Here is a 16,457-nt window from a genome sequence, read left to right as displayed (position 1 = left end):
CGCGGGCTAGTACTGGTTCGGTCTGACGATTGACCGCTCCTCAAACCGCCAACAACATTTGAAACTGTCATCCCTCGCGCGCTTTTTGCGCGGGGGATCTGCTTTTCTGCTTAGAGACAGCAGATCCCCCACTCCGCGTTGAAATCATTGATGAGATAGACGGCGTCGCCTGCGGAGTGAGGGATGACCGTGTCGGCGAGGGTCGCGTCCCGTGCAATCGCGGCACTTTTCAAATTAACCCACCACCTCACTCTAGTTGCATCTTCCAGCCGCGCGTCATAGCCTTGGACGTGCGGCTTCATCCCGGCAAAATCTTCGCGATTCTACTTGCCTCTGTTTCGCTTACTTCTATTGGTCTATTTGTCTCTCGTCATTGGTGGATGCCCGCGCCAGCGGTCAGTCATGCGTCTGATCTCGACCGGCTGGTTGTCCGGGCGATGATCGATGTCGGCTTTGCGTTTCTGCTGGCACAAATTCTGCTCGCAGCACTGGCGTGGAAGTTTCACGCGAACTCGACGGCGAAGCCGCTGACTTCCGCGGCGCGCGTTGCCCTCATCGTGAGCGTACTTTTTATTTCTCTTGAGCTGTTCAGCGCAGCTACGCTTGGCCGACGCGCTTGGGGAAGCATGTTCTCGGTTCCGTTTAGTGGGGATGTGGTCAGGGCTCAAGTCATGGGGCAGCAGTTTGCCTATTACTTTCGCTATCCGGGGCGTGACGGTCAATTTGGTCCAATCCATGTTCAGAAGATCGACCCGAGCGTCGGCAATTACTTCGGATTGGATACAAAACAAGACGTCGCTTCCAGAGACGACGTCGTAAGTGCGAGTCTGGTGCTTCCTGTCAATCAGCCAGTCGAGCTCATCTTGAATTCTGAAGACGTAATCCACAGCTTCTATGTTCGCGAATTCAGGATCCAGCAGGACATGGTTCCCGGCATGCAGATCCCTGTGCGCTTTACGGCGACGAGGATCGGCAAATACGAGATCGCGTGCACACAGCTGTGCGGCTTGGGGCACTACAGAATGCGTGCCTATTTGGAAGTTGTTTCGGCAGATGATTTTCAGAAGTGGATGCGGGCGCATGCGCGCTGACTGGGAATGTCTTATGGGGACTGATTCAGATAAATTCCAAACTGTCATCCTGAGGCTCGCTGTTGGCCGAAGGATCTCCCGTGATGATTGGGACATACATGCTGCACCGCGGCTCTTTGGCGAGGATTCTCGTGAAAAAGCCAGGATGCAGCAACGAAGTCCAGTCCATTCCGGGAGATCCTTCGGCCGACAGCGGGCCTCAGGATGACAGTCAATCAACTCCGCAATGTCACCAGAGATCCAACTTAGCGCTGGTCAGCAGACAAAGGGATTTCTGCGCAAATACATCTTCAGCACCGATCACAAGATTGTCGGACTTCAGTATTTCTTCCTTTCGCTTTTCGCGGTCGTAATTGGAATGGCCCTCTCCTGGTTAATGCGAATCCACGTCGCCTGGAGCGGCGCGCGAATCTTTGGGCTTGAACATCTTTCTGCTACCGGAGCTCCAGGCGGGGTGATGACGCCTGAGTACTACCTGTCACTGATGACTCTGCATGGCACGATCATGATCTTTTTCGTGCTTACGCTCGCTCCTCAGAATGCCTTTGGTAATTACTTTCTGCCGCTTCAGATCGGTGCGGAAGAGACCGCCTTCCCGATTGTGAACATGGTGTCGTTTTGGATGACGCTTGTCGCTCTCCTTGTTCTTGCCGGGACCTTCTTTGTCAAAGACGGCCCACCAATTTCCGGCTGGACTGCATACCCTCCGATGACTGCGGTCGGAAACGATGCTGGTCCCGGACTGGGAACAGGACAGAACCTCTGGCTCATCTCAATCGGCATCTTTTGCATCGCTTCAGTGGCAAGCTCAATCAACTTCCTCGTCACCTTCATCGACATGCGATGTAAAGGCATGTGGCTTCAGCGCCTGCCCCTGACCTGTTGGGCGTGGTTCATTACTGCGATTCTGAGTCTGTTGAGCTTTTCTGTCTTGCTTGCTGCCGTTGTTTTGCTCTTCCTCGACCGCAATGCCGGCACCAGCTTCTTCGTGCCCGCCAATCTGCTGGTAAGCGGCAAAATCGAACCACACTCCGGCGGGTCGCCTCTGCTGTGGCAGCACCTGTTCTGGTTCTTCGGGCATCCTGAGGTTTACATCACGATTCTTCCCGGATTCGGCATTGTCTCTCATGTTCTCGCTTGCTTTTCGCGCAAGCCAATCTTGGGTTACAGGTTAGTGCTGGGATGCATGCTGGCGATCGGCTTTTTTAGCTTTGTCGTCTGGGGCCATCATATGTTCGTGAGCGGCATGAGTCCCTTTTCGGGATTCCTGTTCTCGATTCCGACGATCATTATTTCGCTGCCGGCGACGATTACCACGCTGTTGTGGCTAGGCACGCTCTGGGGAGGCAGACTGCAATTCACCACGGCGATGATGTTTTGCCTCGGCTTCATCTCAACCTTTGTAGCAGGTGGACTCGGCGGGATTCTACTGGCACATCCAGCCGTCGATTCGTATTTGCACGCTACATATTTCGTCGTCGGTCATCTGCATATGGTCATGGGAGTCTCGGCAATCTTCGCGATCTTCGCTGCAATTTATTTCTGGTACCCGAAGATGTTTGGAAGAATGCTGAATGAACGGCTCGGGCAGATTCATTTTGGGTTAACTTTTGTCGGGGTCTATTGCATCTTCATGCCCATGCATCTGCTTGGGCTCTCCGGCAATCCACGTCGCTACGCGATGCTGAGCGACGACTTTCTGCTTCCACTGATTTCATTACACCAGTTCATTACTGTGGCCGCGCTGGTCACTGGAGCCGTCCAGTTTGTTTTCCTGTTCAATCTCTTCTGGAGTATGTACAAGGGCGAGCGCGCCTCCTCAAATCCATGGAATGCGTCATCTCTGGAGTGGACAACCAGTTCACCTCCGCCGGAAGGCAACTTCATAGAGCAGCCAGTTGTCCATCACGGGCCGTACGAATATGGTGAGACGAACGTCGGAAGGGATTTTGTCATGCAGTCGAATCCCGAGAACCTGAAGGTGAAAGAGTGAATCGGATTAGAGGAATCGTGCTGGCGGCTGGAATATTGTGCGCACTCTCGCTGTTTTCAGTGAAATTGTGTGCTCAAGGATGCGCATCGTGCTACACGACGGCCGCGGCTGGTGGGCCGCAAACTGCGCATGCGTTGCGCGTCGGAATTTTGCTGCTGGTATTTCCGCCGACACTAATCTTTGCGGGCATCATTATCGCGGTTCGAAGGTGGAAGAATGCGCCTCAGACGCTTCCGAATTTCACCGAGCAATACTGCGGACTCGAAAACTCTGAGCCGGATGTTGTGAGGACAGAATGAGCGTTCTCTCGCCAACGTCGCTCGCAGATTCGGCAGGCAGTATCCCGCCAAGACTCGATCCGCCACGCATTTGCGGCGAAGATGACTTCTCCCTGATGTTGAGACGTTATCGCCTCGCTCTCGCCCTGTTTGTCGCTTCGGTTGCAATGTTGTTCATTGGCTTCAGCAGCGCGTACGTCGTCCGCAGAGGAATTCCGACCTATGACGCGGCGACGGGTGCTTATTCGACTGCGTGGGAACCACTGCGGCTTCCGATCGGAATTCTGATCCTAAATACGTGTCTTCTGATTTGCGCAAGCGGAGCGATTGAGGTTGTTCGCCGCAAGGCTCGAGTTCTTCTACACGGAGAAGCAACAATCGAACGAGGCAGTAGGTTGTGGCTCAACGCATCGCTGTTGCTGGGAATCGGATTTCTAGTGGGGCAGGGACTCGCTTGGCATTCACTAGCGTCGAGCGGGCAACTACTGAGCACCGGGGCGCGGGCCGCATTCTTCTACGTCCTGAGTGGTACGCACGCGGTGCATGCATTCGTAGGAGTGCTGGCGGTTGCGGTGATCGCTGTCTTCAACGTGCCAGTGTCCGCTGCGCGTCGGCGCATTGCTGTGGATGTGACGGCATGGTATCTGCACTCGATGACCTTGCTGTGGATCTACCTAATCTGCTTCTTGCTGTTTGCCTGACAGGGCTGCAGCGAGGCCGTCATCTCAGCCGGAGTTCCCCTGATAGTTCCCTGTTAGTTTCTTGAATCCCGAGCAAGACAGCATTAAGTGCTTTGCGAATGGTGGTTTAGGAAGAAGTCCACAGAAATCGCTGATAATTCCCTGGTTTTGACCGAAATTCGCGGATTTTGGGCAGAATTCGATAACTTTTAGATCGAATTCGAATTTTCCCCTGCTATTTTGGCTGTTTCTTGTGTGTGAGCGGATTTTTCCTGCCTGTAAGACTCAAATAACCGCGGTGATGCTAGTGCCGGTCGCAGCGAATACACCAGCAACTTCGAGTTCGGCAATCTCCAGGAAACACCGCAGCACACTAGGATCGAACTGAGTGCCGCTACCGGCATTCAGCCGGCGAATCGCTTCGGCATGATCAAGGCCTTTACGGTAGCAGCGGTTGGAGATCATGGCATCGAAGGCATCGACGATGGATACGATTCGTGAGCCTAGGGGAATCTCCTCGGCCTTGAGACCCCCCGGGTAGCCAGTGCCGTCGTACGACTCGTGATGATGGAGTGCGAACAGACTGGCCTCTTCCAATCCGGGAAACAGCCGCAGAATCGACCAGCTGTATTCCGGATGCTTGTTCATGATCGCGCGCTCTTCGTCAGTGAGCTTGCTTGGCTTCTTCAGGATCGCGTCGGGAACACCAATCTTGCCGATGTCGTGTAAAAGAGCGGCAACTTCATACTGATACAAGTTCTCTTCTTCAATTCCCAGCCGGCGCGCGACTCGCACCGCCCACTCTGCCAGACGCGTGCTGTGCACACCAGTATTGAGGTCTTTTAAGTCGAGCAATTGATTCAATGCGCATATGGTGGCGGTGCGCATGGTCACCTGCTGCTCTTCAAGTTCTTTCACCCGAAGAAACAGCGGTGACCACGAATCAAATGTCTGATGCAGGCTCATGCGCGTAGTCCAGCGTTTCGTTACCGCAGCCCCAGGGCGTTCCTCCAGGCTTTAATGGCTTGATAAGTATCAAGCACGCCGTAGCCGTACTGAGAGTAACCAATTTGCTGCGCATTCGAGAGCGCCTTGGCCGCCTGCTGCTTTGTCAGGAACAGAGAGTTCACATCGGCCATTAGCGCCACGGTTCCAGAAACCAGCGGTGCGCTGAACGATGTACCCCAACCGGCAGCGTACGTGTTGAACGGATAAGTGGTCATCACGGCTTCACCGGGTGCTGACAACCAGACCGGTGGTGCACCGTAGTTCGAGAACGCTGATGGCGTGTTGTTGTTCGAGGTCGAAGCCACGTCGATAACGCTGGGAAGTGACGCCGGATATACCGTGGCGATCTGTCCGTCATTTCCGGCCGAAGCTACGCAGATCACACCTCGCATAGTGGCGTAGTTGATGGCCGTCGCCAGCTCCTGCGAGTACGAAGTGAAGTCAAAGCTCATGCTGATGACCTTGGCTCCATGATTGGTCGCGTAGTAAATCGCGCGCAGAACATCGGAGGCGTACCCGGTGCCGTTTGCGTTGAATGCTTTCAACGGCATGATCTGTGCATTGGGAGCTACCAAGTGCACAATGCCTGCGGTCATGGTGCCATGTCCAAATGCGGCATATTGGGAGTTGTCCACGACCCCAACCGTCGATTGGTCCACAACACCAACGGTGGATTGGTTCAGCTGTGCTGGCTGAGATGAACCATCGACAACGCCAACCGTCGACTGGTTAATGTCTCCCATTTCGGATCCGCCGGTCTTGTTGCGGGTGAAATCGTAGCCGTATACCAGTTTGCTCTTGAGTACCGTGTTGTTCGGATCGACGCCTGTGTCGATGATCGCCACAGTGACGCCGGTTCCATCCACACCATATGCAGACTGCATGGTGGCGGTTCTGACGATCTGGTTCGGTGTCTGCAGCACGTATCCTTCCCAAACCGTACTGCCGTAATAGGACACCGGAGTCTTGTCGGTCAAGTACGCAGGTGTGGCGCCGATCGTTGAGCCTTGAGTCGCTACGGGCTGATCGTGTTCCACATTGGTAATGCTACCGCCAGACAGGAGCTGAGTAATGAAGAGCACCGGATTCAGAAGACCAGAAGTTGTGACTACGTATAGCTGGGCATCGGGATCGCCGATACCCTGAAGTACCTGGCAGTGAAAAAGCAGGCAAGTTAAATTCAAGTCCAGCAGGCCCTTCGTGTCCCGAACAATGTAACGGTTGGTCGCGAGCAAGCCACCGCCCCCCAACAATCCGCCAAGCAGTTGCGCATTGGTTTTTGACGGAGGCGGTGTTATGGCAGACGCAGGCTGCACATACACGCTGAAAATCGCCAGAATAAGAGCGATGCAGACCCCTGCTTTGGCTCGGCTGCATTTTTGGACAAAGGTGTACTTACTAGTCATCGGATCTCCAAAGACTCTCGCCTCTTAGAATTTTGCAGGGGGACTACAGCGGGGAAGTATCCAGTTTATGAGGCGCCTGGCTCTATCGGCCAGTTACGCCAGTAACTTCAAAACTAGTTCTGCCCTCGACTTGCTCCCACCGGTCGCTTCCGTTCTTCTATTCCTGTAATGGGCAGGTAGACGGGGTTTCCGTCACCAACCGTGACCGAAAGGCGCAAATTGTTTTTGATCATGAATTCAATCTGAAACTCGCCATTGTTGTTACTGATGGCGCTAGCTACATTCTTACGGCCGTCCAGCAGTATTACGGGGACTCCGGACACCGGGTGGCCGGGCCGGGCGCTATCCAGCATTTGGCCAACCAGAGCGGCGCGCTCGGAATTCACTTCGGAATCCACGCGCATATCTACATAGACGGTTCCAACTCGATACAAGAGTTGACGCGCGGAAGCCACCGAGGCCCTCGCTCCCGCAACTGCTGGCTGCGCTAGGCTGTCAAAGAGCAGCTCAAATACGCCCTTTGGCTCAGGAGTATCGCGTTGCTGAGTCTCGAAATAGGCCTTCACTATGCGCAGGATCCCTGCTGGAGGTTCATAAGCCGATTCGTTCGCGCCAACACGCACCACTTCGCGAAACAGTCCAGCTAGATCGGTGCACTCACGGCATTCTGCCAGGTGCTGTTGCACCTGACCGGCTTCGGTTGGGGGTAAGGTCTGCCGAATGAATTCAGCCAGCGATTCTTGAGGGATATGCCGCATCAGTTCTCCCGTGGGCGCTCTCTCCTTGGGGCGCCAACCAAGTTTCTTCCACGTCTGAGCATAAGTGCGCGCGGCGGCTCCAAAAATATAGGCTGATTGATAAAAAATTCGGTCATGCGGAACCGCCCGCGTACTTACCCATCAAAACAAACGGAGCCCATTGATAAGGATGGGGATAGCTCTCGCGCATCTGGATCATCGCCCCACGGACGGCTGTCGCCTTATCTTCGCCTGCCTGAAACCGTCGGTAGAAAGCAGCCATAAAGTCAGCTGTACTTTGATCGTGGACGTCCCACAGGCTTAACAACAACGATTGCGCACCTGCCTGGAACAGCCCGCGTGCAAGGCCAATCAGTTCGTCTCCCGCTGCGACGACGTTCAAGCCCGTGGCGCAGCCGCTCAAGGTCACGAGTTCGACGGGTAAATGCAACTGATAAAGGTCGTACAAGCTCAAGTAAGAGTTCCCCATTCGGATCGAGGAGAACATAGGGCTGTCCTGCCGAAAGTATCCATGCGTTGCGATGTGAATCAGCCGTACGCTTTGTGCGACATCTTTCAGAACGTACTCGCTCGCGAATCTTCCAACGAACATCTTGGGATGCGGCAGGATCTTGCACAACGCACGCAATTCACCAAGGATCGATGGCGTGTTCTGATCTGGGACTCCCATTAGCAACGCTGCACCGGACTTGTTTACCGCCTTTTTAGTACAGAGGGCGTAGATGCTCGCGCTTGGCGCGTACGAGACCGTGTAGTCATCGATTAAGTAGCGGTCACCGTCGAATAGCGCATGAAAAGGAACGTAGTGTAGAGCCCCGTGTGGCACAAAAAGCAGATGCTTCGCATCCATGCGGTCGCGAATGGGCGCCAGAAGCTCGTCATAAAGCGTCTTCAAGTGTGTATTTGTCGATTGAATTAGAGAGTCGCGAAACGCCGATGCGTATTCAGTGCCAAGCCGGAACTTTGAGAGTTGGAATTGCAGCAATCGCAATGCATTGCTGATTCGGGAGGCCAGCGTGACCGGCAGGACTTGCAGGCGTTCCTGTCCAAGCAGGCAGGCGAGAATCCGATCGCCGGTCTGGAAGTATTCAACAATGAGCGTATCGGGAGTAATCGCTGAGCGTATTTCGTCGATCGATATATTTTTGCTGAATTGCATTTCCGGATTGTCGATCCCGGAAAGATTCGATTCCTGAAGAACGCGTATTAGATCCGTCTCGCGCGCCCGGACTTGTTCCTCCAGCCGCTTTATGTGCTCCGGAGAGCGCTGCTCCGGGCGAAGCTGCTCGAGTTCGATGAGGCTGTAATACCAATTCAACTCGTCACGCAGACTGCGCATGCGGCGAACGAGATCGCTTTGACCGCTTTCATCCGCACTGGAGTACACCGGCTGCAGCATTTGGTCCATCAAGGTTCGCGACTTGGCTTCTTCGATATATCCGAATGCCTCCTCGAGCGAGTTTCCGCCAGGTTGGCCAGAGAGGCACGCGTCCACGAGCAATTCGTACACTTCTAGGCGATTCTTCAGAAAAGCTAACTTGAGTTCCTGGCCGCGTAGATTGCTGCGCAACATCTCTAGTGATTCGCGGGAAGTTCGAAAGCATTCGTATGCTTCTCTCCTGTTTCCCGAAAGGGAATGCATTTGGCCCATCAGCAGATACGCCTGATGCCGGAGCATCGGCGCCTGCATGTCTTTTAGCTTCTCGATCGCCGTACTGCATTCCTTATGCGCAGTTGCAAGGTCGTTAGTTCGCTGAGCAATGCGTGCGAGCAATAGCCGGCAGAGCACGGCCTTTCCTGGCAACAGTGAAGAATCAAAGAACTCCAGCGCAGACTTTGCCAACCTGCGAGCTTCGAAGTGTCTGCCTTCGTTGAACAGCACCAGGGCCTGATACAAGTCGATCAGCGACGGCCAGACCTGGTTCCTCTCCTTCACGAACAACTCACGAGACCGAGCAAAGACCTTCAAACTCTGGAACGCCTGTCCCTGCTGTCCCATCGCGATCGCTTCGAAAGCGAGACACTTGGCCGATTCATAGCCCATCTGGAGGGCCTCGAATTCAGCAGAGCCAAGGCGGGAAAGCTCGGCTGCTTCCGCACTGAGGTTGAGCTCCAGATAAAGTTCCGAAAGGTCGAGGTTGCAGAGGCCATAATGATATCGATCACCAATCTCGCTACAGCGCAATCGCGTGGAGCGAAGCATATCGATTGCTCGGCTGTATTCCCCCCGCAAAAAGTACAGATACGCTATGTTGTAGTCGGCCTGTGCAACCAGCAACGGCATGCCGTGCTTCTCGCAATACTCGCGCGCGTTTTGATAGCTCTCAAGCGCCTCTTTGAACTGACCAAGACCGATCAGACAAATGGAAAGATTGCTCAGCGCTGCGGCGATGCCTTCGCTATTTCCGTGCTTGATTACACCTTCATACGCACGGCGGTAGCAGGCCAGGGCATCTGAAAATCGATCCTGGCGGTAAAAGACGTTTCCAATGTTGATGTCGAGACGAGACAACCGCAGCTCGTCTCCCAATTGGGTAAAGATGAGCCGCGCTCGGTCGGCAGCCGCAAAAGCTGCGTCGTAGTCTCCGCACAAATTCAATGAAAGGATGCTGGCGCTGAGGGTTCTTCCGACTTCTTCCATTTCTGCAGCAGCGTCAAATAACCGGATGGCCTCTGTGTGCAGTTCAACAGCGGCTGAATATTGCCCTAGGGCATGCAAAGCGTTGGCCTTAATGCGGATTGCATGGGCCATTCCGACTTCACTTTGAATGATTCCGGCGATGTCTATTGCCAGTTCCGCAAGACTGAGAGACTGCCGTGCGTCGACTCGTAAGAGCCCGCGAGCCTGATTCGCAAGCTCGACAATCGCGTCCAGGGCTAGCTTACCTTTTCGAGCGGCGAGCGATTGCTTCCGCACTTGCGCATCAGGAATTGCGGCGAGCTCCTGGAGTGAGAGTTTCGCCGTTGCGATTGAGGCAGCGGTGCTCATTTCCAACCCCGCGACAAAAGCTGTTTCCTCAGGCGATCCAGGCAGCGCCCGCGTATGAATCCGATTGACCCGGTTGCCAGTCCAAGCTTGCGCGCGATGTGCTCGTACGGTAGGGCCGGAGAATCAAAGAACAGCATGCGGATCATCTCTGCACAGCGTCCAGCTACTGCAGCGATCGCGTCTCGCAAGATCTGCTCACGCTCTACTTCTTCAACAATCGTGCCGGCGGGGACGGTCGTCAGAGCCAGACCTTCTGAAATCTCCTGATCCGAGAACCGGCTTTGCTGTTGACGCCAACGCGCACACTTATGCACCGTTGTTTGAATTAACCACTTCGGCAGCGCTCGTGGCTCGCGCAGTCTGGATAATTCCGAGTAGAGATCAACGCACACTGATTGAAAAATGTCGTTGGCATCCTGGTGAGGAAGTTGCCATTTGACGGGAATGGAGTAGATCAGCTTCTTGTATTTTTCAATGAGGGCAGACCACGCCTCCTGATTGCCGCGAAGGCATTCTTGTACGAGACGCTCGTCGGACCAAATCGGTGCGCTCTCTTGTTCGGCTTTGGCGGTGGCAATCACTTTGCCTGGGCAACTCCTTCCTGACGTAGGTAGAGCTCATCTACGTTCCACAAAACATACGGTTCGAGGGCGGCAGGGCGAAAATTCGCAACTTGCTTCGTTGCGCCTACCACCACATTGGGGCTAGCCAAAAATATGAACGGCAGATTGTGCGCAATGATGGCCTGCGCTTCGTCATAGAGCTGCTTGCGCTTCTTATAGTTCAAGGTCACTAGTTGCTGATTGAGAAGTGCATCGAGCTGCGCTTCCCAAGCTGTTGCAGGCTTGCTCTCGTGCATGTTCCAGAGATGGGTGCTCCCATTCGACATCCAAACATTCATGTCGCCGTTTGGGTCTGCATCGCCGCCTCCGAGTGCGAACACGCTAGCCTCGTAGTCGGTTGACTGAAAAACCCGATCCATAACCGCGCGAAACTCGAGCGGCACGACGTGCACGCTCATTCCAAGTTGAGCCAGATCATCCGCGATGAGTGTCGCCATTTTTACGCGCTGTGCATTCGAGGAGCTCGTAATGATTGTGAATTCGACGGGATTATGCAGAGTGTCAAAGAGCTTTCCGGCTTGATCCCAGGAGAACCCCGCAGATTTCAATAGCTCTTTCGCTTGTGGAATTGAACGTTCCGGATGTGGGAGGTCTCGATTGATCCACAGTTTGTTTCCGGGAGTCACGTTTCCCCAAAGAGCGGTCCCGCGTCCGTTGTAGACCAGTTTCACGATGCTCTGACGATCAACAGCCAGGGAGACGGCCTGGCGGAACTTCACGTCACGAAACCACTCTTGCTTTCGAGAAATCGCCGGAAACTGATCTGCCGGTAGTTCGTTTAGATTAAAGAACAGAAAGTTGTATTCAAGGCTTGGCCCGAGGTCCACCAGATCGTAACCGCGGCTTTGCTGCTCGCGCGCCAAAGCTGAGTAGTTTTCCGGGCTGAAACGACTGATTACGTTGGTCTCGCCGGATTGAAATCGCAGAATCTGTGCGTCCTCGTTACCTACGAACAAAAACGCAATTTCGTCGAGGTAAGGTAGACGGCGATGGTTCCGGTCCGCCTTCCAGTAATACGGATTTCGCTCCAGAACCAGTCTCTGGCCAGGGAGATATTGCTTTAACCGAAACGGTCCCAACCCTGCGATAGCATCAGGCGCGGTATTAAGCGTGAGCGCCTGCGCGAAGGATCCCTGTTCGTAGCTCTTACGCAGCAGATGTTCCGGGAGGATCGCCAGGTTATCGAAAATGCGTTCCGCCGCAGCGTACGGCTGCGACATATCGAAACGCACTGTATGATCGTCGATCTTGACCGCAGAAATCGGCTTGCCGCCGATAATTAAGAGGTCGCGATTCGAGGAGCGGATCTTTTCGTCCAGGTAGAGGCGAAAGCTGAAGACTACGTCATCGGCACTGAAGGGATAGCCATCGGAAAAGCGGACTCCACGTCGCAGCTTCACGGTGAAGCTGCGTCCATCTGTTGATAACTTCCACGAACTTGCCAGTGCGGGTTCCGTCTGCTGCGTAACCCGATTGATGTGGACGAGGTCCGCCATCATGCGGCCGATCACCTCGCGTGATGGTGCATCTGTGGCCGTAAGAGGGTTCAGCGTCTTCGGTTCGGCACGCTGCCCAACGACAAGCATTCCGCCGTACTGACCAACATCGGCTGAACTTATTGCTAGCTCCTCACCTCGCTGAGTCGGCTCGGGACCTGGCGCCGATGAGGCATGGCTGGCAATGCCCAATATCACCGTAGAGAGGAGTAACGGAATAGCTCCGAACTTACGCATAGCTTTGTCCCGATTTGATTCCGGCTCCCGCATGATGCAGAGCATCAGCCAGAACAAAGTAAGTGAGGGAAACCGCGATCAAGGCGGCTAGAGGGAACGCCATCCACCAATACGAACTTACCGTCGAAAATTGCTGAAACGCCGAGAGCATGTTTCCCCAACTGGGCACAGGCTCCCCGATGCCGAGGCCAAGGAACGAGAGGGTGGCCTCGGCCGCGACGAATTGCGGAATCAGAGTTACGGCTTGCGCAGTGACTATCCCTAGAGTCTGCGGAAGAACATGGCGTCGCAGCAGATACCATTCTGAGGCGCCGAATCCTCGTGCAGCCGTAACGAAGGGCCTTTCCTTTGCGCTGAGAACCGCACCCCGAATGAGACGTGCTGGGCGCGCCCATCCCATTACGCCGATAACCAGGGATAGCAGGACCAAGGTTCTGGCAGGATCAAGGTGCAATGGAAGAGATGCACGAATCGCCAGCAACAAGTAGATCCATGGCAGCGCCAGAACGAGTTCTGAGCTGCGCATGACAAGTGAATCAACGCCGCCACCGAACTGTCCTGCGATCCCTCCCATTACAGCGCCAATCAGGAGCGCAAAGAGGGTTGCCACGGCTGCAGCCAGCAGTGATGTGCGCCCACCGAACAAGATGCGGGAGAAAATGTCGCGTCCATAACCATCGGTTCCCAGCAGGAATAAGTTTGCTGGGGTGCCAACCGCCAGCAAGTGAAATCCATCTTGTTCGCGAGTCAGGCAGCGAACTGGATATTCCGAATCGCGATCCTCGCTGTATCGGAACCCTTCGCCTTCCATCGGAACCGACCGGTAGACGAATGGCCGAAGGTGGATATGACCCTCCGCGCCTATGAAGTGCAACCTCGTGGGCGGAGCATAAGCGTATTGCCTGTGTTGTTCGGTAGGCGCATAGGGCGCGACGAATCCTGCGAACAGAATTCCACTGTGAACAAAGGCAAACGCTAAAGCGATGACCAGCATCTTTCGGCGGCTCAGCATTCTGCCCTCACCCGCGGATCGATCGCATACAGAAGCAAATCGCTTGCGAGACTCGCGATAACGAGCACGACGGAAAACAGCATAACGACGGCCACCACGACGTGAAGGTCGCGAGCGAATATGGCACTAATAAAGAGCGGCCCGAGTCCCGGCCATCCTGTGATGACTTCCACGAGAAATGATCCACTTACCAGTCCCGCGAGAGACAACCCGAAAAGCGAGATCAGGGGATTCGCAGCCACCGGCAAAGCGTGGCGAAAGAGCAAGCGGGCATTTCCAATTCCGTGTCCTCTTGCCGCCTGGATGAAGGGTGCGTTGAAGGCTTCGAGCATCGCTGCGCGAACGTGGCGGAGGAGCACAGGCGCGGCTGCCAGCGCGAGCACTACGGCAGGCAGTACGAGATGACGAGCCACATCAGCAACAGCGAGCCAACGATTTTGCGCCGGATGTATGGACGTCATTCCCCCCGCAGGCAGTATTCCCAAGCGAGTCGCAACCAGCAGGCACACCATGGCAAGGGCTAGTTCCGGCGTACCAAGGAGTAAGGTCGATACTACTGAACTGCCACGATCAATCCAGCCTTGAGGATGGAATGCGGTCCAAATCCCTAATGACAACGCGAACATCCAACCGATGATCATCGCAGCGGTGCCGAGCAGAAGAGTATTCTGCGTCCTGGTCCACAACAGCTTGCTTACTGGAGCGTTGTATGCCAGTGAATAGCCAAACTGACCAGTGACTACAGAGGAAAGCCAGCGAACATATCGAATCGGGAGCGGTTGATCGAGACCGTACTGCACTCGCAGCGAATCAATAGTCTGTGCTGAGATTTGCGGATTCAACCTCATCTCGTCCAGAAAGGTGCCTGGAGCGAGTTGGGCAATCGCGAACGTGAACACCGAAATTGCCCCGAGCAAGAGCGCAGAGTGCACGAGCCGGCGTTTGAGGTGACGCGCGGCTCTCACTTCGCCTCCAAAAGTGCGAAGGGATTCCGAGCCTGCGCGTTCAGCAACTGCTCCGGGAAGATGCTCGCATTGCGGTCCTTATCTTCTCTATGCTGTTGCTTTACGATTCTGCCGTCATGCATGACCGCGACGCTGTCTGCAACTCTGGAGACAACCTCGAGGTCGTGGGAGATGAGGAGCTGCGTGATTCCGAGCTTCTGTCTCAAGCTAACAAGCAAATCGAGAATTTCATTTCGGGTCTCGGGATCAAGTCCGGAGAACGATTCATCGAAAATTAGGAGACTCGGTTGAAGTGCCAGCGCTCGCGCGATGATTAGGCGTTGCTTTTGGCCACCACTGAATTCGTGGCACGATCTGTGAGCTACCGCCGGATCAAGTCCTGTCTGTTCCATCAGTAATTCGGCTCGCCTGTTCCTGTCTTCTCTGGTCCCAAGATTTTGAATGACTAATGGCTCTGCGATAGTTTCTGCTGCTGAGAGTCGCGGATTCAGAGCCGCTGCCGCATCTTGGAAAACGTATTGCAGGCGTGCGCGGAACGTGCGGAGCTCTGCGGCTCGTACGCGAACAAGGTCCTTATCCTCGAAGAGAATCTCTCCTGCATCCGGCCTTTCGAGTAGTGCCAAGCAGCGCGCTAGGGTCGATTTTCCGGAGCCGGAAGGTCCGACAAGTGCCATCAGCGAGCCTCTCGCGATGCTTAGATCTATGCAGTCAAGAACTTGTTTGTCGGCTTGGTTGTTTCTGAAGAGCCCCCGAGGTTGATAAGACTTGCTTAGGTTCCGTACGGAGACTAGCTGGGTGTTTTCGCGTAATACAGAGTTTCTATGGTCCGCAACCGAAGGAGCGCTCATAAGGACGACAGGAGTTCTGCGCTCACCGTCTAGCGAGAGGTCAACGGTCCGATTCGCGAGTCTTCCCGTAACGCTACGGTCGTGACTGATTAGCAGGAGCGCCGCTCCAGTTTCGCGCCGCAGGCGATCGAGCAAATCCAGAATTTCGTTCTTAAGTGCGTAGTCGAGGCCTGCCGTAGGTTCGTCGGCGATCACAAGCGCAGGGCGACACACAAGTGCTTGCGCCAGTACGACGCGATGGCGCTCTCCGCCGCTCAGTTCGTGCGGATAGGCTCGGTAATAGCGCTCGGATCCGAGTTGAACCTGATCTAAAATCTGCCGAGCCTGCTCGCGACGCTCGGAAGGGGTGAGGGTAGTGTGAGCACCGAGGATCTCGGAGATCTGCTCGCCAACTCGCATTACAGGGTTCAATGCGAGAACGGGCTCCTGATACATGATGGAGACTTCGCGGCCACGGACTTCGCGGAGCTCAGATTCCGGAAGCTTCAGCAGGTCTCTGCCGCGGAAAAACACCGCACCACTGACCTTAGCGGAAGTTGGTAGGAGTTTCAAAAGAGCCAGCGCGGCGGACGTCTTTCCACACCCTGACCGACCCTGTACGCCCAGCACCTCTCCGGCGCGAATCTCAAAATTCAGGGCATCAACGACCACACGTGTCTCGTCCCCTGCACCATAGGAGACAGAGAGGTCGCGCACCTCCAGCACGGCACGGTTTGGCAAGCAAGCCGGCAAAAGCGACACTCCGTCCATAGCGCCGCCTAGGCGCTTGTAGCGATCAACTAAGTATTTCCAATCCAGATAGGCATGGCGCTATGGAACTCAGGGGGCACAGTCACTTTGGTAATCAGGAGACCGCCAGACTGTAACCGCCAAAAACATGAGGCAGGAAAGAAAGGTTGACACGACTGGTGCCAATAAAGGACGACGTAGCAGGCGAGCCGCTGAGGAAAACAATCGAACGTGAGGTATCACGCGCGAAGCCCAACAATCTCAGCCGTTTGATCCTTCATTCTTGCCTGGAGCGATTGTGCCGTGCGGCCCGATTCAACTGCGCATCGTAAGATGCTGGTTTC

14 protein-coding genes are annotated in these 16,457 nt (G+C 54.8%); 4 read left to right on the top strand and 10 right to left on the bottom strand.

What is annotated here, in order from left to right:
* Nucleotides 1–110: 110 nt before the first annotated feature.
* Nucleotides 111–302 carry a hypothetical protein gene (locus tag VNX88_02920; protein ID HWY67587.1) on the bottom strand — a complete coding sequence of 64 codons (192 nt, stop codon included), beginning with the start codon at nt 300–302 and terminating at the stop codon, nt 111–113.
* A 78-nt stretch (nt 303–380) separates the two neighbouring features.
* Between VNX88_02920 and VNX88_02915 the strand changes: the two genes are divergently transcribed.
* The 4 genes from VNX88_02915 (at nt 381) to VNX88_02900 (ending at nt 4,063) form a co-directional block, all read left to right on the top strand.
* Nucleotides 381–1,091: a hypothetical protein gene (locus VNX88_02915; GenBank protein HWY67586.1), complete on the top strand. Its 711-nt coding sequence runs from the start codon at nt 381–383 to the stop codon at nt 1,089–1,091.
* Between the two features lie 226 nt (nt 1,092–1,317).
* A complete protein-coding gene (locus VNX88_02910) occupies nt 1,318–3,084 on the top strand; it encodes a cbb3-type cytochrome c oxidase subunit I (GenBank protein ID HWY67585.1) in 1,767 nt (588 codons plus the stop codon).
* Nucleotides 3,081–3,383, top strand: a complete 303-nt coding sequence (locus VNX88_02905) for a hypothetical protein (protein HWY67584.1) — start codon at nt 3,081–3,083, stop codon at nt 3,381–3,383. The genes VNX88_02910 and VNX88_02905 overlap by 4 nt, the downstream gene beginning before the upstream one ends.
* The gene (locus VNX88_02900; GenBank protein ID HWY67583.1) at nt 3,380–4,063 is read left to right on the top strand and encodes a cytochrome c oxidase subunit 3; all 684 of its coding nucleotides are present in this window, start codon (nt 3,380–3,382) and stop codon (nt 4,061–4,063) included. Before VNX88_02905 ends, VNX88_02900 begins: the two co-directional genes overlap by 4 nt.
* A 264-nt stretch (nt 4,064–4,327) precedes the next feature.
* Here the strand turns inward: VNX88_02900 and VNX88_02895 are convergent, their stop codons facing one another.
* The 9 genes from VNX88_02895 to VNX88_02855 all read right to left on the bottom strand — a co-directional run bounded on the left by VNX88_02895 (nt 4,328) and on the right by VNX88_02855 (nt 16,134).
* On the bottom strand, nt 4,328–5,008 hold the full coding sequence (locus VNX88_02895) for an HD-GYP domain-containing protein (GenBank protein HWY67582.1): 681 nt from the start codon (nt 5,006–5,008) through the stop codon (nt 4,328–4,330).
* A gap of 20 nt (nt 5,009–5,028) precedes the next feature.
* Nucleotides 5,029–6,456, bottom strand: coding sequence for a S8 family serine peptidase (locus VNX88_02890; protein ID HWY67581.1), 1,428 nt, complete (start codon nt 6,454–6,456; stop codon nt 5,029–5,031).
* Nucleotides 6,457–6,569: 113 nt separating this feature from the next.
* Nucleotides 6,570–7,214 (bottom strand): zf-HC2 domain-containing protein, encoded by a 645-nt coding sequence (locus VNX88_02885; GenBank protein ID HWY67580.1) that lies wholly within the window; start codon nt 7,212–7,214, stop codon nt 6,570–6,572.
* 112 nt (nt 7,215–7,326) lie between these two features.
* The gene (locus tag VNX88_02880; GenBank protein ID HWY67579.1) at nt 7,327–10,203 is read right to left on the bottom strand and encodes a CHAT domain-containing protein; all 2,877 of its coding nucleotides are present in this window, start codon (nt 10,201–10,203) and stop codon (nt 7,327–7,329) included.
* Entirely contained in the window at nt 10,200–10,784 is a 585-nt protein-coding gene (locus VNX88_02875) for a sigma-70 family RNA polymerase sigma factor (protein ID HWY67578.1), read from the bottom strand. The genes VNX88_02880 and VNX88_02875 overlap by 4 nt, the downstream gene beginning before the upstream one ends.
* Complete coding sequence (locus tag VNX88_02870; protein ID HWY67577.1) at nt 10,781–12,559, bottom strand: ABC transporter substrate-binding protein; 1,779 nt, start codon at nt 12,557–12,559, stop codon at nt 10,781–10,783. The genes VNX88_02875 and VNX88_02870 overlap by 4 nt, the downstream gene beginning before the upstream one ends.
* A complete protein-coding gene (locus VNX88_02865) occupies nt 12,552–13,571 on the bottom strand; it encodes an ABC transporter permease (protein ID HWY67576.1) in 1,020 nt (339 codons plus the stop codon). The genes VNX88_02870 and VNX88_02865 overlap by 8 nt, the downstream gene beginning before the upstream one ends.
* A complete protein-coding gene (locus tag VNX88_02860) occupies nt 13,565–14,536 on the bottom strand; it encodes an ABC transporter permease (GenBank protein HWY67575.1) in 972 nt (323 codons plus the stop codon). Before VNX88_02860 ends, VNX88_02865 begins: the two co-directional genes overlap by 7 nt.
* Complete coding sequence (locus VNX88_02855) at nt 14,533–16,134, bottom strand: ABC transporter ATP-binding protein (GenBank protein ID HWY67574.1); 1,602 nt, start codon at nt 16,132–16,134, stop codon at nt 14,533–14,535. The genes VNX88_02860 and VNX88_02855 overlap by 4 nt, the downstream gene beginning before the upstream one ends.
* Nucleotides 16,135–16,457: the final 323 nt, after the last annotated feature.

Source organism: Terriglobales bacterium, from assembly GCA_035567895.1.
Taxonomy (GTDB): Bacteria; Acidobacteriota; Terriglobia; order Terriglobales; family Acidobacteriaceae; genus Gp1-AA112.
The sequence above is the reverse complement of the archived record's forward strand: the minus strand, read 5'-3'. Positions and strand labels throughout refer to the sequence as shown.

Excerpts from the sequence above, each read along its gene's own strand:
- VNX88_02870 (HWY67577.1), bottom strand. The coding sequence starts at position 12,559 with ATGCGTAAGTTCGGAGCTATTCCGTTACTCCTCTCTACGGTGATATTG.
- VNX88_02900 (HWY67583.1), top strand. The coding sequence starts at position 3,380 with ATGAGCGTTCTCTCGCCAACGTCGCTCGCAGATTCGGCAGGCAGTATC.
- VNX88_02890 (HWY67581.1), bottom strand. The coding sequence starts at position 6,456 with ATGACTAGTAAGTACACCTTTGTCCAAAAATGCAGCCGAGCCAAAGCA.
- VNX88_02885 (HWY67580.1), bottom strand. The coding sequence starts at position 7,214 with ATGCGGCATATCCCTCAAGAATCGCTGGCTGAATTCATTCGGCAGACC.
- VNX88_02920 (HWY67587.1), bottom strand. The coding sequence starts at position 302 with ATGAAGCCGCACGTCCAAGGCTATGACGCGCGGCTGGAAGATGCAACT.
- VNX88_02895 (HWY67582.1), bottom strand. The coding sequence starts at position 5,008 with ATGAGCCTGCATCAGACATTTGATTCGTGGTCACCGCTGTTTCTTCGG.
- VNX88_02910 (HWY67585.1), top strand. The coding sequence starts at position 1,318 with ATGTCACCAGAGATCCAACTTAGCGCTGGTCAGCAGACAAAGGGATTT.
- VNX88_02855 (HWY67574.1), bottom strand. The coding sequence starts at position 16,134 with ATGGACGGAGTGTCGCTTTTGCCGGCTTGCTTGCCAAACCGTGCCGTG.
- VNX88_02865 (HWY67576.1), bottom strand. The coding sequence starts at position 13,571 with ATGCTGAGCCGCCGAAAGATGCTGGTCATCGCTTTAGCGTTTGCCTTT.
- VNX88_02880 (HWY67579.1), bottom strand. The coding sequence starts at position 10,203 with ATGAGCACCGCTGCCTCAATCGCAACGGCGAAACTCTCACTCCAGGAG.
- VNX88_02915 (HWY67586.1), top strand. The coding sequence starts at position 381 with ATGCCCGCGCCAGCGGTCAGTCATGCGTCTGATCTCGACCGGCTGGTT.